This window comes from Bacillota bacterium (assembly GCA_033549065.1).
GTDB lineage: Bacteria > Bacillota > Dethiobacteria > DTU022 > DTU022 > JAWSUE01.
This window is the reverse complement of sequence record JAWSUE010000015.1, coordinates 19,487-43,058: the sequence shown is the minus strand read 5'-3', so window position 1 is coordinate 43,058 and position 23,572 is coordinate 19,487. Positions and strand designations below refer to the sequence as shown.

Genomic DNA, 23,572 nt, shown 5'->3' with positions numbered 1-23,572 from the left:
TCGATGGCCGGTCATTCGAAGTGGGCCAATACAAAACACCGCAAAGCGCGGGTTGATGCACAAAAGGGAAAGATATTTACAAAACTGGCCAGAGAGATAGCTGTTGCGGCCCGCGAGGGCGGTGAAGATATCAATGCCAATTTCCGGCTGAGGCTGGCGGTGCAGAAAGCCCGGGAAAATAATATGCCCAGTGATAATATTCAGCGAGCGATCCAAAAAGGCGTCGGAGGCGGGGACGGAGCCAGCTACGAACAGTCAAATTACGAAGGATATGCTGCAGGCGGTGTTGCCGTATTATTGGAGGCGATGACCGACAACCGTAACCGAACCGTAGCAGAAATAAGGCATATCTTTTCCCGACACGGTGGCAGTCTGGGTGAGTCGGGCTGTGTCTCCTGGATGTTTAACCGGAAAGGTTTGATCGTGGTAGACAAGAATGAACTCTCCATCGACGAAGATGATATGATGCTCATTGCTCTTGAAGCGGGAGCCGATGATGTAAAAGTTGAATCGGATGGCACATACAGCATTATTACCGAAATTGAGAAATTCGAAGCAGTGAAGCAGCAGCTTGAAGACGAGGGTATTGCCATTGCTTCATCTGAAGTGACCATGCTGCCCAGCAATTCTATCGATATTACCGATGCTGATATGGCAGCCCGGATTTTAAAATTGATGGAAGCGCTCGATGAACATGATGATGTCCAGAATGTTTATGCCAATTTTGACATTCCTGAAGAACTGATGGCCAGCCTGTAATCATCGGTAAGAGGAAGGTCAGGGTGAAATGATGCGAATAATCGGAATAGATCCCGGAATAGCGATAACGGGATACGGCATAATTGAAGAAAGAGGCAGTGATTATTACTGCCTTGAATCAGGATGTATCCGGACCAGTAAAGACCTCGAATCATCGATGAGGCTTCAGTCAATTTTCGATCAGATTTGCGCTCTGGTCGATCACCATAGACCTGTAGCGCTGGCTATTGAAAAAATATTTTTCAGTAAAAATGTCCGCACAGCATTTCAGGTGGGTGAAGCCCGCGGGGTGATTATTCTCGCTGCAGCGCGCTGCAGCCTGGCAGTATATGAATATACACCTTTACAGGTTAAACAGGCTGTGGCCGGATATGGTAAAGCAGAAAAAAACCAGGTCCAGCGAATGGTTCAGATGCTGCTGAGGCTTAAGAAGATACCAGCAGTAGACGATGAAGCGGATGCAATGGCAGTAGCCCTCTGTCATCTGCAGAGCCACCGCTGGCGGGAAGCGGTAAAGGGAGGAAACCAACAGTGATTGATTCTTTAACAGGCCGATTGGTTGCAGCTGCAGTCGGAAAAGCAGTATTGGAAATCGGAGGAATCGGATTTTCACTTGATATGCCTCCAGCCGGCGATGATCTTCATTCATTCATCGGAAAAGAAATTACAATTTACACCCGGCTGCTGGTTAAAGATGATGAACTGCTGTTATATGGATTCCGGGCAGTTGAAGAGCGTAAACTATTTAACCTGATATTGGGAGTGAGCGGTTTCGGACCACGTCTGGCTCTATCCCTTTTGGGAATATTTAATGTTTCCCAGCTCTACGTGGCAGTTCTCGAAGAAAATATTGCCCAGCTCTGCCGGGCACCCGGTATCGGACGCAAAGCGGCCCAAAGGCTCATTCTGGAAATTAAAGAAAAACTGCCAAAGGTTCTTTCGGCGGAGGAACTGGCTGTTGATCATGAATTGGCTGCCGGGTTGTCTATCTATGATGAGATAACTGAAGCTCTGTGCGCCCTGGGCTATTCCCGGGGAGAAGCTGCAGCAGCTGTAAGCAGGGCAGTTGACCAAAATAAGGAAGCTTCGCGCGAAGAGCTGCTGAAACGCGCCCTGAAAAGTATGGGACAGAAATAAATTTTATTAGAAGATCTAATTTGGAAGTTTTAATATCGAAAGGAGAAATAGATGCAGGAGAGGATCGTATCAGCTCAAAGACAATCTGAAGACGACCCCCAGATCGAGATCGGTTTAAGGCCAAGGTCACTCAATGAATATGTGGGGCAGGAAAAAATCAAAGAGAAACTGGCCATCTATATTAAGGCTGCTCTTGACCGTAATGAAGCTCTCGACCATGTTCTCCTCTACGGCCCTCCGGGACTGGGTAAAACCACCCTGGCACATATCATCGCTGTTGAAATGGGGGTTAACATCAGGATAACTTCGGGACCTGCAATTGAAAGACCGGGAGACCTGGCGGCCATTTTGACCAACCTGGGTCACGGTGATGTACTCTTTATTGATGAAATCCACCGCCTCAGTCGTTCTGTCGAAGAAATTCTCTACCCGGCCATGGAAGACAATGCCTTAGATATTATTATCGGTAAGGGTCCGGGGGCTAGATCGCTTCGCCTTGAACTCCCGCCTTTCACCCTGATTGGTGCAACGGTCAGAGCAGGTTTACTTACTTCACCTCTACGCGATCGTTTTGGCGTTGTTGACCGGCTTGAATTCTACTCGCCGGAAGAACTGGAACAGATTATCATGCGTTCAGCAGGGATTCTTAATGTATCTACAGAAAAAGAGGGAGCGGCTTCGATAGCCCGGGCATCGCGCGGTACACCGCGTGTGGCCAATCGTTTACTGAAAAGGGTCCGGGACTACGCCCAGGTTAAAGCCGATAATGTGATAACCGGACCGGTGGCAGATGAAGCGCTTCAGATGCTACAGCTCGATCATCTCGGTCTTGATGAAATCGACCGAAGACTCTTGACTGCCTTGATCGACAAATACGAAGGCGGACCTGTAGGCCTGGACACTCTCGCCGCCTGCATCAGCGAAGAACCGGAAACCCTGGAAGATGTCTATGAGCCTTACCTGATGCAGCTGGGCTTTTTGAAACGAACTCCCCGCGGCCGTATGGTCACCGGCGAAGTGTACAAGTATCTTAACCTGCAACCCAAAGAAAATCCCCAACAAAAACTCTGGTAAATAATTTGGGGACACATTAGTTAATTATATTTTCTGATAATATAAAATGCAAATTACAAGGTGCTACCCATGTCAAATCTCGAATCCATCGGAAAACTGCTAATCATTGGTGGCGGCATAATAGTTGCTACAGGTCTGGTTATCTATTTACTGAGCAGACTAGGTCTGGGTCGTTTACCGGGGGATATCTTCATCCAGCGGGAGAACATAACTTTTTATTTTCCCCTGGCAACCATGCTTTTGATCAGCATAATCTTGACCATTCTTTTAAATATTTTCAGGCGTTAGCACGACCACTTTAAATCAAGCAGGTGTCTCTTGGATAAATACAGCCTCAGTTATTATGATTATTATCTGCCCCAGGATTTAATCGCTCAGAAACCTCTAAAAGATCGGGATCAATCCCGGATGCTTGTTTTGAACCGTAATAATGGTGAAATCGATCATTCCCATTTTAAACTCCTGCCTGAATACCTTGAAGAAGATAATCTTCTTGTCCTGAATGACACACGGGTTATTCCGGCCAGGTTAAACGGAATTATTGCTGAAAAAGAAATAGCTGTTGAACTTTTATTGCTTCATCCCACTAAGAGTGGTAAGTGGATGGCTATGGTCAAACCAGGACGAAAATTGAAGCCGGGAGTCAGGATTGAACTTGGCCTGGGATACGAAGCAGTAATCGAAGATTTTGGTCCGGACGGACTACGTATAATCAACTTTCCTTCCGCTGATCCGCTATCAGTTATCCTGCCGAAATTGGGCAAGGTACCGCTACCTCCTTATATAAAAGCCGAAGTTGATGATCCTGAACAGTACCAGACTATCTATGCCACAAGGGATGGCTCGGCCGCTGCACCTACAGCCGGTTTTCATTTTACCGAAGAGATGATTAATACTCTCCAGTTCAAGGGAGTTAATACCGCTTTTATTACCCTGCATATCGGACCAGGTACTTTTCAACCAGTCAAGACCGAAGATATCAGGAAACATGTGATGCACAGAGAATATTACAAAATCGACGATTCGACGGTAAATATTATCAGGACAACCCGTGAAAAGGGAAAGCGAATCATTGCTGTCGGTACGACGGTGTGCCGGGTGCTTGAAACTATCGCCGCACATAGTAACGGGAATCTGGAAAGATCGGAAGGATGGACCGATCTATTTATCTATCCCGGTTTTAAGTTTCAGCTGGTTGACGCTATGCTGACTAATTTTCATCTGCCGCGTTCTACCCTGCTCATGTTGATCAGCGCCTTTGCCGGACGCGACCACGTGATAAGGGCTTACGAAGATGCGGTAAAAGAATGCTACAGATTTTTCAGTTTCGGAGACTGTATGCTCATAATTTAGCTAAAGTCTAATTGACAGTAGGGGTTCCTTAAGATAAGCTATAGGATGGATGATCAGCATGCCGATTCAATTTCAAATAAATGAAAAGTGCCCTGATTCGTCAGCGCGCCTGGGGATTTTGAAAACTGCTCATGGCACGATTCAAACTCCTGTTTTTATGCCTGTCGGGACCCAGGGATCAGTCAAAGCGATAACTGTTCATGAACTGGAGAGAATGGGTACCGGCATTATACTTGGCAATTGCTATCATCTCTTTTTAAGACCGGGAGTTGAAATAATTGCCCGGCATGGCGGATTGCATCAATTCATGAACTGGAAAGGTTCAATCCTGACCGATAGCGGTGGGTTCCAGGTTTTTAGCCTGGGCGGATTACGCAAAATTGACGACCAGGGAGTAACCTTTACCTCCCATATCGACGGCTCAACGCACCACCTGACCCCAGAAAGGGTAACCCGCCTGCAGAATATGCTCGGGTCTGACATAGCAATGGTTCTCGACCAGTGCCCCCCATTTCCGGCAGAACGTTCAGAGGTCGAAACAGCAGTGAAGAGAACTACACTTTGGGCCCGTCGCTGTAAAGAGGCACACTTGAGGGAGGATCAGTCGCTCTTTGCCATAGTACAGGGTGGGATATACAGGGATTTACGCCGGAAATCTGCAGCTGAACTGACCGAAATGGACTTTCCGGGTTATGCAGTCGGCGGATTGAGTGTTGGCGAACCGAAAGAACTGATGTATGAATCCCTGGAGTGGATAGTACCCGAACTTCCGTCAGAAAAAATTCGCTACCTTATGGGGGTGGGTTCACCCGACGCCCTTCTGGAAGGTGTATATCGCGGTGTTGATATTTTTGATTGTGTTCTGCCGACCAGGATCGCCCGCAATGGCAGGGTAATGACCTCACAAGGGTATCTGCCGATTCGTAATGGTGCTTATTCCAGTGACCTATCGCCGTTAGATGAAAACTGCGGTTGTTCGGTCTGCAAAGAATATAGCCGGGCATATATCAGGCACCTGCTTAATGCAGGGGAAATACTCGGTTTACGATTAACGACATATCATAACCTTTATTACCTGGATAACCTGATGAAAAATATCAGAAATGCCCTGAAAGAGAAAAGGTTTAAAGAGTTTTACCGGGAAGCGAGCCCACAACTCGCAAATATTTATGGAGGTGTTGTTAAGTGAATTTCGAATCACTCGGACCATTTGTACCACTTATTTTACTGTTTGTTATTTTTTATTTTCTGCTGATCAGGCCCCAACAAAAACAGCAGAAGAAACGCCAGGAAATGCTAAAATCTCTTAAAAAAGGTGACCGTGTTGTCACGATCGGCGGTGTCCATGGTGTAATCAAAGAGATTGATGACACGGTAATGTCTCTGCGTGTTGCCGATAATCTGAACCTGAAATTTGCCAGAGCTGCAGTCGACAGAGTACTCGAAGAAGAAAACGAATAGGCATTAATGGCCAGCATTGAAGAGGCACTCCTTTTATGCACCGATCCGGTGTGAAAAGGGGTGTTTTTCTAAAGAGAAGTATTATTTAATTCCCTTTGCGGAAAGCAGGGCTGAACCCGATGGATCTCATTAAATACAACCTTGATAGGAAAATAAAGGAAGAAGGACCGCTCCCAATGCGGATGCGTCCGCAGACCCTTGAGAAGTTTGCCGGACAGGAAGATATTTTGGGAGAGAACAAGCCCCTCCGTAAAATCATTGAGACCGATCGCCTGGTATCGCTTCTATTCTACGGTCCCCCTGGGACAGGAAAAACAAGCCTGGCGAAAATTATAGCAACAGCTACCAGGGCCGAGTTTGTTCAGTTGAATGCAGTATCAGCCGGGGTGAAGGATGTTCGTGAAATAATCGAATCGGCAAGAGATAACTGGGCGCTTTACAACAAACGGACAATTCTCTTTATCGATGAAATTCACCGTTTTAACAAAGCTCAACAGGATGTACTCCTATCAGCTGTCGAGCAGGGGACCATTATCTTTATCGGAGCAACTACCGAAAACCCCTTTTTCTATTTAAACGGTCCTCTGCTGTCGCGAACCAGGCTATTTGTATTTGAATCTTTACAGAACGACACTATCATCGAACTGCTGCGCCAGGCGGTAAAGGATGCTGATAGAGGCCTGGGTAAACTTAATCTGGAGATTGCCCCCGGAGTTTTTGAGTATATTGCCGACAAGGCAAATGGTGATGCCCGGGCAGCGTTGAGTGTCATGGAGATGGCCACTCTTATTGGAGAGGAAAAAGACGGTATACTCATAATTACTGTTGAGACTGCTGCTGAGGCAATCCAAAAGCGCCTGCTTTCCTACGATCGCCAGGGAGATAACCATTACGATCTGGCGTCAGCCCTGATCAAGTCGATACGCGGTTCAGATCCCGATGCTGCCCTTTACTGGATGGCCCGGATGCTTCAGGGCGGTGAGGATCCGCTCTTTATTGCCCGCCGACTGATCATCAGTGCCTCCGAGGATATTGGCAATGCCGACCCATCAGCCCTGACCCTGGCAGTAGCTGCTGCCCATGCGATCCAGATGATCGGTTTACCAGAAGGGAGAATACCACTGGCCCAGGCTGTAACCTACCTTGCCGGAGCGCCCAAGAGCAATGCTGCTTACCTGGCAATTAATGAAGCTTTGCAGGTTGTTGAAAATGAAGCAAACCAGCCGGTGCCAGGACATTTAAAAGATAGCAGTTACCGGGGAGCAAAAAGAATGGGCCATGGAGAGGGTTACAGGTATCCACATGATTATCCGGGCCATTATGTAGAACAGGACTATCTTCCCGTACAGCTGAAAGCAAGAAGATTTTACACACCTACCGATCAGGGTAAAGAACGGGAAATACGCTGCTACCTTGACCAGATCAAAAGAGTTAAAAAAATTAAGAAAGATGATCATGAAAATGAGTGAAGAAATAACTGGGGATGATTTTTATTTAAGCCCCCGGACAAAAAAAGTCTCCCGCTTTACAGTGCAGGGTTCCAGGTTCATAGCTAAAATCGCTCCCTGTTCATCAGAAGAAGAAGCCCAAAGACTTCTTTCGGAAGTAGTCGATGAATACCCCGATGCCACCCATCATGCCTATGCTCTCAGAATTGGTATGAAGAGCACTTTAATAGAAAGAGCTAACGATGATGGCGAACCGGCTGGTACTGCCGGAGCTCCAATGCTGCAATTTTTAAAGGGTAAAAATATATCCGATGTTCTTATTGTCGGTACCCGTTATTTCGGCGGTATAAAACTTGGCATTGGTGGCCTGACCAGGGCTTACCGCGATTGTGCCCGTATTAGCCTTGAGCAGTCAGATCTGACCAGAAAAGAGTCTTTATCAGATTATATCCTGGAATTCAATTATGAAGATCTGGGAGCCGTTACGCGAATTGTTGAGAGTTCCGGAGGCACGATAATTGCTTCTGAATATAGCGATAAGGTATTGCTTAAAGCACGCATACCCAGCCGATCTGACCTCACATTTACTGAAGGTTTTGAGTCAGCCTGTCGCGGCCGGGGTACCCTGAAAAAATTTTCCGGATGAACCGGCAGCGCCTTTCCTTGATTGACATTGTTTCCTCAAAACAGATATAATTGCGTTAACCCAAATCGGAGGTTTAAGTATGCAGTCCAGCAAAATTCGTGAACTATTTCTAGACTATTTCAGCTCCAAGGAACACCTTGTTATGCCGAGTTTTTCACTGATACCCCAGAATGATCCCACCCTGCTGCTGATCGGAGCCGGTATGGCACCACTGAAGCCTTTTTTTACAGGGGAGAAAAAGCCACCGCATCCCAGGGTTGCGACCTGTCAAAAATGTGTGCGAACGCCCGACATCGACAGGGTCGGCCATACAGGGCGGCATGCAACTTTTTTTGAAATGCTCGGTAATTTTTCCTTTGGCGATTATTTTAAAGAAGAAGCGATCGCCTGGGCATGGGACCTGGTTTTGAATGGTTACAGGCTTCCGGTTGAAAAACTATGGGTAAGTGTATATGAAGAAGATGAAGAAGCCTTTAAAATATGGAACGAGAATATCGGTGTTCCCGTCGACCGGATCAAACGCATGGGTAAGGAAGATAACTTTTGGGAGATCGGCCTTGGCCCCTGCGGCCCCTGCTCTGAAATATATTTCGATCTAGGCAAAGAAGCGGGATGTGGTCGGCCGGAATGTGCCGTTGGCTGTGATTGCGATCGATTCCTGGAAATATGGAACCTTGTATTCACCCAGTTCAGCCGTGAGGCATCAGGTGAGCTGGTAGAATTGAAGCAGAAAAATATAGATACCGGTGCCGGGCTTGAGCGAGTTGCGATGGCCCTGCAGGGTGTCCATTCTCTCTACGATATTGATACGGTAAAACCGCTTTTTGAACATTTTTCAAATATTGCGGCAGCCGAACGTCGTGAGCAGAAAATTCCCTTGCGTATAGTTACCGAGCACAGCCGTGGTACAACATTTCTTATTGCTGACGGGGTAATCCCTTCCAATGAAGGACGGGGTTATGTTCTACGGCGTCTGCTCAGAAGGGCTGTCCGGCACGGCAAACTGCTCGGCATAGAAGGTAACTTTTTAACCGATGCTGTATCCCTGGTAGTCGAAACCATGGGAACCTCCTATCCTGAACTGGTCGATCGGGAGGATTATATCCGGCAGATTGTCAAACTGGAAGAACAGAAATTCCAGGATACCCTCTCCCAGGGCATGGAAATCCTCGACGGATACCTGGAGAAGATTAAAGAGAACGGGGATAAGATTCTCCCCGGAGATCTAACTTTTAAACTATATGATACATACGGTTTTCCACTTGACCTGACGGTTGAGATTCTTGGAGAAAAAGGTTTTGAGGTTGACCGGACCGGGTTTGAACAGAACCTTAAGGGTCAGCAGGAGAGAGCCCGTGCTGCGAGCCGTACTTCGATCGGAAATGGTGATAATGAAAGATATAAACCGGCAGAAAACCTGGAGACAGAGTTTACAGGATATGAAACTTTGGATCAGGACGCTACAATTCTACTGATGCTTAAAAAAGGAAAACCGACCGATCTTGTAGCTACAGGTGAAAGTGTGGAAGTCGTTCTCAATAAAACACCCTTCTATGCAGAGGCAGGAGGGCAGATCGGGGATACCGGTGAAATCTCCTCTGCAACAGGTATAGTAAAAGTAGAGAATACTTTATTTACCCCCTGGGGCCAGATAATTCACCAGGGGATTGTGGAAATGGGTACACTAAGTCCGGGTGTTCAGGTCTCTGCCAGGGTTGATGGTGGCCGCCGCCGCGGCATATGCCGCAGTCATACTTCAACACACTTGCTGCACCGCGCGCTGCGCAATATTCTTGGAGATCATATAAACCAGGCAGGCTCGCTGGTTGCTCCTGATCGCCTGCGATTTGATTTTAATCACTTCGCTGCACTTAACGAAGATGACCTGCAAAAAGTTGAGGAAGAGGTAAACAGAATGATCCTGGACAATGTGGCTGTCCAGGTGGGCATGATGACCCTTGAGGAAGCAAAAAAAATGGGAGCCACAGCTCTGTTTACCGATAAATACGAAGAGAATTCGGTCAGGATGGTTTCGGCCGGTGATTACACCAGGGAACTCTGTGGAGGAACCCATGTTTCTTCAACCGGGGAAATCGGTCTCTTTAAGATAATTTCAGAAGAGAGCATCGGTTCAGGTTTGAGGCGAATCGAAGGGTTGGTTGGTATGAGTGCCTACTACCAGACCAGGGAGCGCGAAAAAATGCTCAACAAGGTAGCAAGCGCTCTGAATATACCGGAGAAGTTGCTGGAACAGAAACTGAACGAACATTTGGCAGAATACAGGCAGGTAATGAAGATTGCCCAGGATATGAAGCAGCGAATAGCAGCTTATGAAGTTAAGAGACTGATTTCCGCTGTAAAAGAAGTTGATGATGTAAAGGTACTAAGCGCCGCGGTTACAGCCGACAGCATTGAAACGCTGCGGATGATAATGGATGAGATAAAGAATAACCTCAATTCGGTTGTCGTTGTTTTGGGTGCAGTTACAGACGGAAAAGTAATCCTGGTTGGTTCGGTAACTGCTGAATTGGTCAAACGTGGGATCCATGCCAACAAAATCATCCGCGAGGTCGCCGGACGAGTCGGTGGCGGAGGTGGAGGCAAACCGGAAATGGCCCAGGCCGGCGGTAAAGACCCCGATGCTCTGCCGGAGGCACTTGCAATGGTGGAAGAACTGGTCAGGAAAGAATTGAGCTGAACCTGGTTTTTAATATGTTATTACCTGGAGGAACAGATCATGCAGGACAATCATGAGGAAACTGTATTATTTCGCGTCGATGGAGAAGAGGTTGACAATAAAGCGCGAAAGGTGTTAACTACTGTTTATCAGGCTCTTAAGGAAAAAGGCTATAATCCCCTGAACCAGCTTGTTGGCTATCTGATTTCCGGTGACCCTGCTTACATTACAAGCCATCAAAATGCCAGGAGCCTGATCCGGCAGGTTGAACGGGATGAACTCCTGGAAGAGATCATGGGAACATACCTCGAACTGGCTGAAAAAAATAAGTTATAACAGGGAAAATGAAGAATTGCGTATACTTGGATTAGATCCCGGTGAAAAACGTATCGGTGTTGCCATTACCGATCCTCTGGGCTTAACTGCACAGGGGATCGATGTCATTACTTATGATAAAATAGATGAAGCGGTTGAGAAATTAAAAATGATCTGCCAAAAATATGAAGTGGAAACAATTGTTGTCGGTAACCCGCTGAATATGAACGGAACAGCTGGCACAGCTTCTGAACAGGCAGCCAACTTTGCAGATATTTTGCGAAATGAACTCGGTCTACCCGTCGTTATGATAGATGAACGATTGACCTCAGCCGGAGCAGAACGCACATTGATCTCTGGTGGAGTCAGCAGGAAAAATAGAAAGAAATTCAGAGATAAAATTGCCGCGGTATTGATCCTGGAAACATATCTTTCTTCAAGATCTTAGCTGCCGGAGTAAGTAAACATGCTAAAATAAAGAGGTGTTTGACATGAGTAATAATGGAGAAGAAAGACAAGATTTGCTTATCCTGGTCGATGATGATGGCAAAGAGCATGAATTTGCCCTGATCGACCGGATCCAGATTGATCTTAAAGAATATCTAATCATGGCCCCCGTGGTCACTCTTGATGATGAAGATGACAAGATGATCGATGTGGAAGACGAGGCTTACATTCTTCCGTGTTGAATTTAACCAGGGAGAAGAGACCCTGATTGAAGTTGACAATGATGCCGAATGGGACGCTGTTGCAGCAACCTGGCAGGATCGGGTCCAACAGATGGATTTTGGTGACGATCTTGAAGATGACGAAGACTACTTGTAGGTTGGTGGATATAAATGTTTAAAAAACTGGTTATCTTTATTGTCCTTCTGGTGGGACTGGCGATTGCAGGCCTGGTCGGTTTTTCATATTACTACAATGGCCTGCTTGAACCTGTTGATCCTGTCGCGGTAGATCAGTATCATCTGGTGGATATTCCTTCCGGTTCCAGTACTGAATATATTGCCGGGATATTATATCGTGAAGGGCTAATCAAGAATGAGCTGGCATTTCGATTTTATGTCCGCCAAAATAACCTGGGGCAGAGTTTTATGGCCGGGAGATATAACCTTTCACCCTCGATGAGCCTGGAAGAGATTATTGACAGGATTCAGCGTGGGGAAGTTTATACGGAAACGACCTGGTTTACCATCCCCGAAGGGCTGACTATAGAGGAAACGGCCAGAAGACTTGAAGAAACCGGCCTGGTTGACGGGGACGAATTTCTTTCCCTGGCCAAAGAACCCTCAGAAAATATTATTGAGATGTTCCCATTCCTGCAAGATATTGATAACCCGGATATCGATTATATACTACAGGGATATTTATTCCCCGATACATATGAGGTATTTACCGATGCAGACGAAGAAGATATTATGATCATCATGCTTCATCGATTGGACAGTATTTTCAATGATGAATTAATAAACAGAATGAATGAGTTGGGGCTTTCCATGCATGAAACGCTGACCCTTGCTTCAATTGTTGAAAGAGAGGCAGTTGTAGACCACGAGCGGGCTTTGATTGCCGGAGTATTCCATAACCGTATTCGCATCGGCCAGCGGTTGGAATCCTGTGCCACAATTCAGTATATACTCGGTGAAACTAAGGAATATCTAACCTTTCAGGATTTAGAAATACCTTCTCCTTATAACACTTACCAGAATGCCGGGTTGCCTCCCGGACCGATTGCCGGAGCGGGTGAAGCTTCTATATTGGCCACTCTTTTCCCGGAAACTACCGATTACTTCTTCTTTAACTATAAATATGATGGCAGTGGCGAACACTACTTTTCGAGAACCCTGGATGAGCATAACCAGAATGTTGCTCGTGCCGAGGCAAATCTGCCGTAAAACTATCTGCAAAAAATTCCAATATAGGCATGGACAAACCATAATTGGTAAAGTATACTGATTAATACGATAGTTGGTATATCCGTATATTTATTAAGGATTCTTGAGGATAATCATGAATAGACCCGCAGAAGCTACCTCCGAAAATCCAGCAAGTATCTACACACTCGGTAAATTTATTATACGCCAGGGTGATCTGGTTATCTCTGCGAGCAGTCACCGTTCCAAGCGAATGTGGGAATTATTCAAGTTTATTCTTTCAAATCGCAATAAAACCTTTTTCCCCGAAGCAATCCTCGAAAGTATCTGGCCGGAAAGAGAATATAGGGATCCCAGTACAGTTATGCGTGCCCAGATGTTCAGATTAAGGAAAAGCCTGAACATGGGTAATCACGGAGAATCCCTGTCAGACAATCTTGTTTTTGCCCAGGGCTGTTACCGGTGGGAAGATAATATTCCCTGCTGGATTGACACTGATATCTTTGAGGAGCTTGTCTCAAAAGCTCATTCTTTGATCGATAAAACCCCAGATGAGGCAATTTCTTTATATCAGTCGGCAATCAATCTCTATAAGGGAGAGTATCTCCCGGAAACATCATTTAGTGAATGGGTTATTGCTCCCCGTACATACTACCATAATCTTTTTCTAAATGCTGTATTTGAACTGGCCGATCTGCTCAAAGAAAGACGTGCCTTCGGCGAGATAATCAAACTCTGTGAACATGCTGCAGCGTTAGACTATTATGAAGATAAGATCCACATCCGTTTGATTGAAGCTCTGCTGGCAGAGGGGATGACGACAAGAGCCCGGTCTCACTACAATGAAGTGACCTCGGCCTATTACCAGGAAATGGGTGTTAAACCTTCTGATAGCATGAAAAGCTTATACCGTTTAATCGGCCTTGAATCAGGCAGTTTTGAACTCGATCTGGGAACAATTCAAGAGGGATTGAAAGGAAAAGATGTAGTTAAAGGAGCTTACCTCTGCGATGCAGAGCTTTTCAAATATTTTTATAAACTTGAACGCTTGCGCAGTGAACGGAGCGGCAAATCTGTCTTACTCTGCCTGATGACTCTTACCAGGGCTGATTTTTCCATGCCCCGTGGAGACCAGCTGAAAGATACGATGGACAACCTGCAGGAAGCGATTCTCGATTCCCTGCGCAAGGGAGATATTGCATGCCGTTGGAATGAAGCACAGTTTCTGCTTCTGTTACCCGGCTTGAATAAGGAACAGGCCATCACAGTTATGGAAAGAACAGAGAAAAATTTCTTGAAGAGAAATTCATTAAATGGATTGAAACTGCATAAAAAGGTTGAAACACTGCTTCCCCTGGAAGGTGACCTTCACTTCGCCCACTAAATTCGGCAATGAATTTACTTGTAACAAAGTTATAACAGAAGACAGGTATACTATTATTAAGAAATCTCTAAGCATTTATGGTAGCGAGGTATCAATTGAAATGAAAAGAAATACTGAATATATAAATCAACGCAACAGCTGTTTTTCCGACTTCATTATCCGCATAAAAAGCGGGCAGGGTTTTTCGGTAAGAGGCAAAATTGAACATATCCATAGCGGGCAGGTTCATTACTTTGATGACTTTTTGGAAATGCTTCTGCTAATGCAAAACAAACTGGATGAGAAAGATTTTCCACAGAGTGACACGCTTCTGAGATCTTTTACCGAAAAAGCTGTTATCCGGGAGGGGTAAAGATGAAAAATAACCCCGCTAGAAATCAACCGAAAGAACAGGATCTGGCTTTCTATATAAGAGTTCAATACAGGCAGAATGCAAGTATGCAGGGGACAATCCAGTGGATGGATGGCCGAAAGAGTTCTGTTTTTAGAAGCGCCCTGGAATTGGGACACCTGATCAATGAAGCTTTAAAAGAAGCGGCTGAAAAAAGAGGGGAAAGTTTGGAAACTCAGGGCTGGGAAAAGAAGCAAATTGTCTCGTAAATGTTTAAATATTTTAATTAAATAAAAAAAGTGTTGACAAATTTTAGATTATAAAATATAGTATAAATGCGAAAGAGTAAACTTATACCTGACCGATAAGGCAAACCTGTTGAAAAGCAGGGGCGCAAAGCCAAAGGGTCTAACGCTCCGAGGAGCTATGATAGCCTGGCCAGCCGAAGCAGGTATTTTGTTTACAAAATATCACGGATACGGACTGGGGTGGAGACAGTTGTATCTTCTACTTGTTGAAAACAACTACATCTCATCACGAGAGATTAAAAACCTCCTGGATAGAAACAAAATCGATTGTGAAGTTCTTAAATGCTCTTCCAGTGATTCACTTCTGGACATTGCCGGTAAGCTGAGTCCCGACATTGTGGTTATTGACTTTGATTTCTATATCAATGATTCAGAGATCATAGTTCAAAAGCTGCGTAAATTTAGTCCCGGGGCTTACATCCTCGCATTTGTCGATTCAGATCATTTTACAAAACTCTACAAAGCAATCGAAATAGGTATTGACGATTATATGGTCAAACCTCTTCAGCATGAGGATATAATCCTGCGTGTTAAGCTTGGGCTGCAGCGTAAAGGAATGCATAATCAGTCCAATGTAACCTCAGAAAAAGTAGTTAAACAGAAAGATCTCTTTATTGATCTGGCAGACGCCTTTTCCAGGAAAATCGAGGAAGAAGAAGCAGAAGTAGGGCAGATCTACAACATTTCTGACGAAAGTAATGACTATTTCGTCCGGCAAAAATTCAGTGTGGAAGATGAAATCGAAATAATCGAAGTACTGGATATCGATGATGATGAAGATCTCAACTCAGTTACTATAGGAGAGATTGAAGATAATATTGAAGAAACTCCGGCAGTACTGGAAGAACTGGAAGATCCGGAAGATATTGAGGATCTTGAAGAACTGAAGGGGCATGATGAAAAATCCGAATTAGAAGAAGATGTCGACGAGTTTGAAACTTTCCATGAACCGGTCCTGGACTATCCCGATGATTTAGCAGATGAAAGCGACAACATTGTAACCATTCCTGTAGAAGAGGAAATTGAAGAGGAAGTGGTGGAAGAACCGGAGCCTGAAGAAAAACCGGAAATAGTTCATTCACTAAGTGCAGATACTGATATAGTGATAACTGATGAAAAAACGGAAGAGATGAAAAGTAATGAAGGTTGGCCGGAAACAGCAGCAGCCAAAGATGAAGATTTAAGTCACTCTCAGACCTTTTTTGATGATTGGTCATACAGCCGCTCGGATGAGCAAGTGCTGGAAGAGAGCGAATCGGAAGATTTGAAAGAAGATTTTATTGAACCTGAAAATAAAAATAAGGAAAAACCTGAGGTCTTAGAGTCAAAAAGAGAAGAAGCTCTCTACATCTTCGATAACCCTCCGGAAAAGCTGGAAGATGCCGAGCTATTCGGGATGCATGCTGAGCAGAAAAAAGTTGACTCCAAAACTTTTGAGGAGATATTCGGAGCGAACGAATCAGAACCAACTGGTAATAAAACCGACAAGAGCGGGGAGGGCCGGGTAGAGTATTTCTTCAGAGCAAAAAAGTCCGATAAGCAGGATAAGCGGATCATATTGGAAAAAACTGATAAACCTTCCGGAAACGGACGGTCAAGGAAGATCACCGGCAGTATTTTAACCGCCTCACTCCTGATGATCCTGATTACCATATCGGTATATCTCTATGCGACATAATCATAGCTAATTCGTTGCAGAAAAGTTTTCGATGTGTTATCATATTAATAGGAACAATAAAAAGGAGTGATAAAGGAAACAAAAATTTAGCAGTAACCTTAAAAGTTTTAAATCTTAAATAATAAAAACCTGACCGACAATGGCAAACCAGTCGAAAGACTGCGACGCAAAGCAAAAGGGTCTAAGGCTCGTAAATGAGCTAAGACAGCCTGGCTACCGAAACCGGTTTTTTCGTTTCACTTTGTCGGTCCCTCTGAAGGAGGGACTTTTTAATGAAAAAGAAAATTGCATGGATAAAAAGTTTTTTGATCTGTCTTGTTGTAACATTGGTAATGCTGGGAGCAGGTTACCAGGTGTTTACAGTGGAAAACGAGAAAGTGCTCGCCGGCAGCATAGTGGAGGCTGCCTTATACGAGCAGATTTATCAGTCAGATAAGCAGTATTCTGCGGGTAGTGAAGTAAATACATCAGGCATTGACCAGAATGAATTGTATGAAGCAATCTATCTGGCCAAAAAGACTGAGCCGGGCCTATACAAGCCGGCAAAAGTTCAAATTGCTTTGACCCCGGACGAAGAACCGGAAGAGACCGCTGTAAAAGTTTCTGCAGCAGTTGAAACAACAAGTTCCCCGGTTACCCAGGGCAGTAATCAGAATAGCGAAAGTCAACCTGTCGAAACAGCAGGTGAAACTCCGGCTGCAACTCCCATGCCTTCTAGCGGTCAGGACACAAGTATTACCGTTCAGGCAGAAGCTCCGGTCGTAACTTCTTCACCTGTTACATACTCCTGGGGTTCTTCTAGAAATTACACCTACAGGATGGAAGTTAGGGTAACAAATAACGGCAGCGATACTTCAAGCAATGTAAGAGTATCTGTTCCGTTACTTGAGAACAATTCACCATATCAGACTACAAAATTAACGTCAGTTAACTATAGCGCTGTTTCAAACTCAGGGAGGGTAAGTACCTTTAATATCGGTGATCTTGCTCCCGGTGAAAGCAAAACGATCAGGGCTGACTTTGCCATAACCGTCAGAACCTTTTCGATCAACTCGACCAATGATACTGTCGAAAAAGCACGCCAGGCCTACAACCAGACGGCTGGAAGCGGAAACTGCCGCACCCTGGCCCTCGCCTTCATCAGCAAGAGCCGTGAATTGGGCGTGCAGGCCCGAGAAGTTGTAGGTTACGCCCGTGCCCAGCGGGGAGCCATGACTTCAGGATCGCTGCAGGGTTCAAGACACAGCTGGGCAGAGTTTTATGTCGATGGTTTGGGCTGGGTTCCGGTGGACCTTACATTTAAATATTTCGGAAACTTCCCCCACACATCGCATATCATTGAATCTTATGGTGATCAATCGCTGAAAGTTAACTTTACGGGAGGAAGCCTCAGCGCAAGTTGGAGCAATGCCATACTTTAGAAGCCAAATTTGAAATGCATCCCTCCTTCAAATGCTTTAAGAGATGCATTTTCTACCCCGAAAGAGCCGCGGTCTCCACTACCGGGGCTCTTTCACTATAGAAGAATTTGTTGCCTCTTTTATTCATTTTTTCGGGTCAAGATGGTAAAGGTGGAATTTTGTGAATAATTTCTGTTATAATAGGTGAAAGCATATAGTCGTAGGGGGGAAAATTATGTATCTTTTACTGGTAGATCAGAATTTTGTCTCATCTGCTGAACTTCAAAAAATGCTAGAGAAAACAACCAGCGATGCAGATATTGTAAGCTGCTTCTCCGTTGATACCCTTCGTAAGTTAGCGGGAAAAGTAGAACCGGATGTGATTATAATTGATTTTGATCTGGTTGATGAAGATCCTGCTGAACTGTTAAGCACCCTCAGAATTAAAAGCCATGGAGCCCATATTCTGGCCTTTATCGAACCTGATCATTTTGATGCTCTATTTTCTGTAATTGAAAAAGATGCCATCGATGACTACCTGGTTAAACCGATCCGCAAGGAAGACTTTATTGCCAGGGTTCATATTTTGGAAAAGAAAAAATCAACAGGTGTAGATATCTCGGCACCCTACTCAAATTTTGAAGAAGAGGAAAAATACGAGAAGATAGACTATTACGGACACGATATTGAGGAAATTATAGCTGATAGTGACCAGGCAGAAAAGGAGCTTGAAATCGAAGAGTTGCAGGACTATGCAGAAACAGAAGAACCTGAAATTATCAGGGGAATTGACGAGCCCGTAAAAGAGGAAGAAGCCGGAGAAGACATTGAGGAAGTTATAGAGATTGAAGAGATTGAATTTGAAGAAGAACTTGAACAGTTGGATACAGCAGGCTTCGATGATCTATACAAGCCGGCATTTACCGGAGAAACAGATGATGTGCCAGATAAGGAACAAACCGCGGAGGATATGATTCGCGAACAAAAGGCTACAGAGTTTCTGGGTGAAGATGAACCAGTTGGTGAAATGGTTCAGGAGCCGGTCAAAGAGGAAGATCTCAATTTCGGCCTGTTTGACGATAGCCCTCCTGAAGAACCGGCCAGTTCAGCCACCAGTGAATTCGATAATGTTTTCGGCACGAAGCCACCGATCAAGAACAGCGCTTTTGCCTCAACTTTTGATAACGGTAAATCTGTTGATGATCTGGAGCCGGACAGTTCAGTTCTTGAATCATTCAGAGAAAAAATGGTCGATACGCCGTATGGGAAGGCTGCAAAAGGAAGCTCCGAAAAAGTGCTGCCCGATGCCGGATCACCGGATATAGAATATAAACCGGTATTTGATTATGAAACAGAGGGAGAGCAGTATTTTGACGATCTTTTCGGCGATAAAGAACTAAAGGAAGAAAAACCATTTGTCCCACAGGCAGAGCAGCCTGAAATAAAAATTCAATCATCCCTGCCTGGCAAATCGGCCGATGATTTTCTATTCGGGGAAGATATTCTCAAAGAAGATCTGCACATCGATGAAGATATAAATAAACCCTTACTGGATCAATTTGCTCCACCGGAAGAAGTGCTCGAAGAACCGGTTCCTCACAAGATAAAAAAACCGACAAAAGTTAAAGGCGCCCCGAAGAGGGGAGTAACCAGAATTTTATCCATCTTTGGCAACCTGATCTTTATCCTGCTTCTCCTGATGATGGCTACACTATCATTCTTCCTGATTCAGAGCAGAATATCAGGAGGAGCCCCGCAGATAGCGGGACACGAAATGTATATAGTGATGAGTGACAGCATGAACCCAGAATTTTACAAGGGGAGCCTGGCCTTTGTCCGTGAAACCCCACCCCAGGAGATTTTTTCCAATGACATAATCACCTATCACAGTCCGGTTAACCCCGATTCACTGGTAACCCACCGGGTAGTGGAAGTACGCACCCAGGGCGGATACAGCTATATTACCCGCGGAGATGCCAACCCCGCAAACGATCCCAACCCTGTTCCTTCGGCAAATGTTGTTGGCAGGGTGGTTTATACTGTGCCCTATATCGGTTATCTTCTGGATTTTGTCCAGACCAGGGAAGGACTGATCCTGCTGATATTCGTCCCGGGCGCCCTGATTATCATTTACGAGTTGGTCAAAATAGTGAGGTACATGCGTGAAGACGACGATGGACGCCCCAGAAAGAAAAAAGGAAAAATATCTGAGCAATAACATAAAAAAAGTACTCTAAGTACATCTTTTTAACTTATTGAAAAAGCCCCGGAGCAAAACCCGGGGCTTATGTTTTAAAAAATACTCTGACTACTAACTTATTAACTTATTGTTTTGGTTTGAAGCAGGTGATGTCTTCAATGCTGCCTTTGCGCTCTGCAGTGGGTTTGAGTTCAGCAGAAACGGGCATGCCGATCCATAATTCTTCGGTGGAACAACCCTCAATCCGGTGAATTAACAGCCCGTCGGCTATCCTGACTGCCGCCATGATTGCCGGGGTCTCTTTTGGCTCACCGTTTTTCTTTTTATAGAGGACAGTAAAAGAGAAGAGAGTTCCTTCAAGACCGACATTAACCCAGTGATCAAGACGGTCAAAACACTGCTCACAGTATATACGGGCCGGTACGTAAGTGATACCACACCTTTCACAGTATGTGCCATATATTTTACCGTTGTTTTTTAGTTCTTCAAAAAAGCGCTGACCGGCAACCCCGGCAGTATACCTATTTTTAACCGGAAAGGAGTCTGTTCCGGGATTCCAGTAGCGAGTATCGATATTCCTTGTGATCCGTTCCAACAGAGACATCCTCATCCCTCCTTAGAGTGGTTTAAAGTATTTAATATCGGTGATAGCGCCGGTCCTTTCATCTTCAGGTTTCCAGACCGCTTTTACCTTCATGCCGATCTTTATAGCATCCGGCTCGACTTCACCCAAAAGATGCATGATTCCCATTCCCGAAGAAGCGCCGTCAATTTCTATCACTGCAGGCAGGTATGGTTTTTCACCTTCCTTGATTCTGCTGGCATCCCAGTGAACATGACAGATAGAAAAAGTATTGACTGTACCTGTATCCTGAACATAGACCCAATCTCCGCTTGGTCTGAAGCAGAGTTCGCAAAACATCCGCGGCGGCAGCATGATCCGGCTGCATTCCCGGCATTCTGAAGCGATTATTTTTCCTTTCTTCAGCTCATTCAGATAACGGGTGATCGCCACGCCGGTATCCCAGGCGAATGCGCAATCGAGGCTGTCTTCGGTTAAAAATATTTTACCCGAGCGGATATCCTCTTCCGAAAGTCCGGTTCCGCCGGAGACTTTTACTTTATCCTGCATTTGCGATTTACCTCCTTCACTTTATGTGAGATCTAAACCGAAAGTTATATTCCGACCACAACAACCGAGCTGACCTGCATCAGGTCTCCCCAGGCCTGGGCAACACCCAGCCGTGGATTTCCGGGAACCTGGCGTTCGTCAGCCTCACCCCTTAACTGCCAGAACAGTTCACAGACCTTCATTGTGCCGGCAGCAGCAATCGGGTTGCCCACACCCAGCAGACCGCCCGAAGGGCACATGGGCAGGTTTCCGTCACGGGCAAAGTGACCATCCCGCAGCAGTTCTACAGTTTTCCCCCGGGGAGAGAGCTGCAGACCTTCCATGTGGTGCAGTGCCTTGTAATCAAAGGGGTCGTAAGGTTCGGCAATGTTGATCTGTTTGGCCGGTTCGCGGATTCCGGCCATATCATAAGCCATTCTCGCCGCCGTATCGAGATAACGTGGATAGTAGAGGTCCCTGGTAGCCCAGTAGGCTGTATCAAGCGTCCAGCCAACCCCTTCGATCCAGACTGGTTTGTCGGTTATTCTCCGGGCAACCGGTTCTGCAGCCAGAACCACCGCGGCAGCACCATCGGAAACTGGGCTGACGTCAAGACGGCTGACCGGGTAAGCCATTATTTCAGAATTTAATACGTCTTCAACGGTTACCTCATCCCTGAACTGCGAAGCAGGGTGTTTTAATCCGTTCATCTTGTTATTGACCGCTGCCAGTGCCATATCTTCCTTGGTATAGCCGTAGCGGTTCATGTAACGATTCATCTCAAGGGCAAAGATCCAGAGCAGATTCGGATGTAAAGCCCTTTCGGTTATCGCATCAAAAATGGTCAGGAAAAAACCCTGGGCATGCGGCATGGCGCTCGACATCTTCTCCTCGCAGACTACCAGGCAGGTGTCGAACATGCCGGAAGCTACATGGTGCCAGCCGTGAACTATCGCATGTACTCCTGTTGCTCCACCGACATAGACACGCATGGTCGGCTTATTCCAGCCCCCGCAGCCGTCAACCATGTACTCTCCATTCTGATGTATTCCGTCGAAAGCATCGGGAGCGGTACCATGAGCAACACAATCTATATCTTCCAGCCGCAGGCCACAGCTGTCCAGGGCTGTTTTGGTGGCTTCATAGGAAAGCTCTTTCGGTGTTTCAAGAGCCCTACGCACAAACTTGGTCAGGCCTGCGCCAACAATTGCAACTTTTCTCATCTTCATCAACCCTCCAATTGTATTATTTATGGCCTGCGGCCCAGGATGACAGCAGTGCCGGTGGCAGTCGGTATACCGCGCCAGGCAAAGGCCAGCCCGGTTTCAACATCAGGCAGCTGTTTTTTTCCGGCCTCGCCGCGCAGCTGAAGCGCCGTTTCCAGAACCCGGTGCAGTCCGTTGGCTTCGTGAAGGTAACCCACACCAAGGCTCCCTCCGGAAATATTAACCGGCAGGTCGCCTGCTGCATCAAAACAGCCCAGTTCCAGAAGCTTGCCAGCCTCTCCGGGTCCGCAGATATTCAGGGCTTCCAGGTGCTGAAGCTGTTTATATGAAAAGGTATCGTCAACTTCGGCAATATCTAATTCGCTGTAAGGCGCTGTGATGCCGGCCATGGCATAGGCCTGCTTTGCCGCCAGCCGGGCATAGATGGCTGCACCGAAACCTTCAAGGCGCGAGTCGAGATTGGGAGTGTCGGTGCCCCAGCCGATTCCTTTTATCCAGATCGGCTTATCTGTCATCCTTAAAGCTTTCTCCTCGGTAGCAAGCAGGAGAACAACAGCTCCATCAAGGTGACCGCTCGCGTCGTGGATGCCGAGCGGACTGCTCAGGTCGGGAGCACCCAGAATGTCATCGATCGAAATTTTTGCGCCATAGGCGGCACGCGGATTATCCAGTGCGTTATATTTGTTTTTTACAACCACGGCTGCACATTGTTCCCTGGTTGTCCCGCTTTCATACAGATAACGGTTCATTTCCAGACCGGCCAGGTAAGCCGGATGCTCCTGAAACGGCCTGACATAAACCGGGTCGGTGGCGTATGCTTCAACATTTTCATAATGCGAAAGGTTGGAGACCTTGGAAAATGCGGATGTGGCGACCACATTAAGTTTTCCGGTTTTAATCTGCATCACCGCTGAAGCCAGTCCCTGAAGGCTGTCTCCGGCGATGCTCTGCACCGGTTTGAGCACTGCCCCTAGCTGGTCTGGAACATACTCATCAGCGATACTGATTCCTTCCATAAAATCTTCCGAAGATGCGACAAAAGAGTCAATATCATGAGGGTGTATCCCTCCGGCATCTTCATAACATTTGGTAGCGGCTTCAAAAATCATTTCACGGTATGAAATGTCCGATGAAGTAGTTCGGAAGCCGGCATAACCAATTCCCACAATGGCCACACGCTTGCTCATATT

The 23,572-nt window shown here is 46.0% G+C and carries 26 protein-coding genes and 2 riboswitches; of the genes, 22 read left to right on the top strand and 4 right to left on the bottom strand.

Annotation, left to right across the window (positions count from 1 at the left end; translation table 11 throughout):
- Positions 1–3 precede the first annotated feature (3 nt).
- The 22 genes from SCJ97_10290 (at position 4) to SCJ97_10185 (ending at position 20,063) form a co-directional block, all read left to right on the top strand.
- Entirely contained in the window at positions 4–759 is a 756-nt protein-coding gene (locus SCJ97_10290) for a YebC/PmpR family DNA-binding transcriptional regulator (GenBank protein MDW7740424.1), read from the top strand.
- Between the two features lie 28 nt (positions 760–787).
- On the top strand, positions 788–1,294 hold the full coding sequence (ruvC, locus tag SCJ97_10285; GenBank protein ID MDW7740423.1) for a crossover junction endodeoxyribonuclease RuvC: 507 nt from the start codon (positions 788–790) through the stop codon (positions 1,292–1,294).
- Positions 1,291–1,896, top strand: coding sequence for a Holliday junction branch migration protein RuvA (gene ruvA / locus SCJ97_10280; GenBank protein ID MDW7740422.1), 606 nt, complete (start codon positions 1,291–1,293; stop codon positions 1,894–1,896). The genes ruvC and ruvA overlap by 4 nt, the downstream gene beginning before the upstream one ends.
- Positions 1,897–1,947: 51 nt before the next feature.
- A complete protein-coding gene (gene ruvB / locus SCJ97_10275; protein ID MDW7740421.1) occupies positions 1,948–2,970 on the top strand; it encodes a Holliday junction branch migration DNA helicase RuvB in 1,023 nt (340 codons plus the stop codon).
- Positions 2,971–3,039: 69 nt separating this feature from the next.
- Entirely contained in the window at positions 3,040–3,258 is a 219-nt protein-coding gene (locus tag SCJ97_10270; GenBank protein ID MDW7740420.1) for a DUF2905 domain-containing protein, read from the top strand.
- 30 nt (positions 3,259–3,288) lie between these two features.
- Positions 3,289–4,323 carry a tRNA preQ1(34) S-adenosylmethionine ribosyltransferase-isomerase QueA gene (gene queA / locus SCJ97_10265; protein ID MDW7740419.1) on the top strand — a complete coding sequence of 345 codons (1,035 nt, stop codon included), beginning with the start codon at positions 3,289–3,291 and terminating at the stop codon, positions 4,321–4,323.
- Positions 4,324–4,381: 58 nt separating this feature from the next.
- Positions 4,382–5,512, top strand: a complete 1,131-nt coding sequence (tgt, locus tag SCJ97_10260) for a tRNA guanosine(34) transglycosylase Tgt (GenBank protein MDW7740418.1) — start codon at positions 4,382–4,384, stop codon at positions 5,510–5,512.
- Positions 5,509–5,784 (top strand): preprotein translocase subunit YajC, encoded by a 276-nt coding sequence (gene yajC / locus SCJ97_10255; protein ID MDW7740417.1) that lies wholly within the window; start codon positions 5,509–5,511, stop codon positions 5,782–5,784. Before tgt ends, yajC begins: the two co-directional genes overlap by 4 nt.
- Positions 5,785–5,903: 119 nt before the next feature.
- On the top strand, positions 5,904–7,253 hold the full coding sequence (locus tag SCJ97_10250) for a replication-associated recombination protein A (GenBank protein MDW7740416.1): 1,350 nt from the start codon (positions 5,904–5,906) through the stop codon (positions 7,251–7,253).
- Positions 7,246–7,878 (top strand): YigZ family protein, encoded by a 633-nt coding sequence (locus tag SCJ97_10245; protein MDW7740415.1) that lies wholly within the window; start codon positions 7,246–7,248, stop codon positions 7,876–7,878. The genes SCJ97_10250 and SCJ97_10245 overlap by 8 nt, the downstream gene beginning before the upstream one ends.
- A gap of 79 nt (positions 7,879–7,957) precedes the next feature.
- Complete coding sequence (gene alaS, locus SCJ97_10240) at positions 7,958–10,576, top strand: alanine--tRNA ligase (GenBank protein ID MDW7740414.1); 2,619 nt, start codon at positions 7,958–7,960, stop codon at positions 10,574–10,576.
- Between the two features lie 39 nt (positions 10,577–10,615).
- Complete coding sequence (locus SCJ97_10235) at positions 10,616–10,891, top strand: IreB family regulatory phosphoprotein (protein MDW7740413.1); 276 nt, start codon at positions 10,616–10,618, stop codon at positions 10,889–10,891.
- A 16-nt stretch (positions 10,892–10,907) separates the two neighbouring features.
- Positions 10,908–11,318, top strand: coding sequence for a Holliday junction resolvase RuvX (gene ruvX, locus SCJ97_10230; protein MDW7740412.1), 411 nt, complete (start codon positions 10,908–10,910; stop codon positions 11,316–11,318).
- Positions 11,319–11,361: 43 nt separating this feature from the next.
- The gene (locus tag SCJ97_10225; GenBank protein ID MDW7740411.1) at positions 11,362–11,559 is read left to right on the top strand and encodes a DUF1292 domain-containing protein; all 198 of its coding nucleotides are present in this window, start codon (positions 11,362–11,364) and stop codon (positions 11,557–11,559) included.
- Positions 11,525–11,695 carry a hypothetical protein gene (locus SCJ97_10220; protein ID MDW7740410.1) on the top strand — a complete coding sequence of 57 codons (171 nt, stop codon included), beginning with the start codon at positions 11,525–11,527 and terminating at the stop codon, positions 11,693–11,695. Before SCJ97_10225 ends, SCJ97_10220 begins: the two co-directional genes overlap by 35 nt.
- A gap of 14 nt (positions 11,696–11,709) precedes the next feature.
- A complete protein-coding gene (gene mltG / locus SCJ97_10215; protein MDW7740409.1) occupies positions 11,710–12,765 on the top strand; it encodes an endolytic transglycosylase MltG in 1,056 nt (351 codons plus the stop codon).
- A 115-nt stretch (positions 12,766–12,880) separates the two neighbouring features.
- A complete protein-coding gene (locus tag SCJ97_10210) occupies positions 12,881–14,128 on the top strand; it encodes a BTAD domain-containing putative transcriptional regulator (protein ID MDW7740408.1) in 1,248 nt (415 codons plus the stop codon).
- Positions 14,129–14,228: 100 nt separating this feature from the next.
- Positions 14,229–14,480 carry a hypothetical protein gene (locus SCJ97_10205; protein MDW7740407.1) on the top strand — a complete coding sequence of 84 codons (252 nt, stop codon included), beginning with the start codon at positions 14,229–14,231 and terminating at the stop codon, positions 14,478–14,480.
- A gap of 2 nt (positions 14,481–14,482) precedes the next feature.
- Entirely contained in the window at positions 14,483–14,728 is a 246-nt protein-coding gene (locus tag SCJ97_10200; GenBank protein ID MDW7740406.1) for a hypothetical protein, read from the top strand.
- Between the two features lie 89 nt (positions 14,729–14,817).
- Positions 14,818–14,905: riboswitch (cyclic di-GMP riboswitch) on the top strand.
- 52 nt (positions 14,906–14,957) lie between these two features.
- Positions 14,958–16,445, top strand: coding sequence for a response regulator (locus tag SCJ97_10195; protein ID MDW7740405.1), 1,488 nt, complete (start codon positions 14,958–14,960; stop codon positions 16,443–16,445).
- Positions 16,446–16,576: 131 nt separating this feature from the next.
- A riboswitch (cyclic di-GMP riboswitch) is annotated at positions 16,577–16,666 on the top strand.
- A gap of 51 nt (positions 16,667–16,717) precedes the next feature.
- Positions 16,718–17,866: a transglutaminase domain-containing protein gene (locus SCJ97_10190; protein ID MDW7740404.1), complete on the top strand. Its 1,149-nt coding sequence runs from the start codon at positions 16,718–16,720 to the stop codon at positions 17,864–17,866.
- A 214-nt stretch (positions 17,867–18,080) separates the two neighbouring features.
- A complete protein-coding gene (locus SCJ97_10185; GenBank protein MDW7740403.1) occupies positions 18,081–20,063 on the top strand; it encodes a signal peptidase I in 1,983 nt (660 codons plus the stop codon).
- A gap of 106 nt (positions 20,064–20,169) precedes the next feature.
- Here the strand turns inward: SCJ97_10185 and SCJ97_10180 are convergent, their stop codons facing one another.
- Genes SCJ97_10180 through SCJ97_10165 form a run of 4 tightly spaced genes read right to left on the bottom strand, consistent with a single transcriptional unit; the run spans position 20,170 to position 23,569 of the window.
- Positions 20,170–20,649 (bottom strand): Zn-ribbon domain-containing OB-fold protein, encoded by a 480-nt coding sequence (locus SCJ97_10180; GenBank protein ID MDW7740402.1) that lies wholly within the window; start codon positions 20,647–20,649, stop codon positions 20,170–20,172.
- Positions 20,650–20,661: 12 nt separating this feature from the next.
- Positions 20,662–21,177, bottom strand: coding sequence for a Zn-ribbon domain-containing OB-fold protein (locus SCJ97_10175; GenBank protein ID MDW7740401.1), 516 nt, complete (start codon positions 21,175–21,177; stop codon positions 20,662–20,664).
- A gap of 44 nt (positions 21,178–21,221) precedes the next feature.
- On the bottom strand, positions 21,222–22,385 hold the full coding sequence (locus SCJ97_10170; protein ID MDW7740400.1) for a thiolase domain-containing protein: 1,164 nt from the start codon (positions 22,383–22,385) through the stop codon (positions 21,222–21,224).
- 20 nt (positions 22,386–22,405) lie between these two features.
- Positions 22,406–23,569 (bottom strand): acetyl-CoA acetyltransferase, encoded by a 1,164-nt coding sequence (locus SCJ97_10165; GenBank protein MDW7740399.1) that lies wholly within the window; start codon positions 23,567–23,569, stop codon positions 22,406–22,408.
- Between the last annotated feature and the right edge of the window lie 3 nt (positions 23,570–23,572).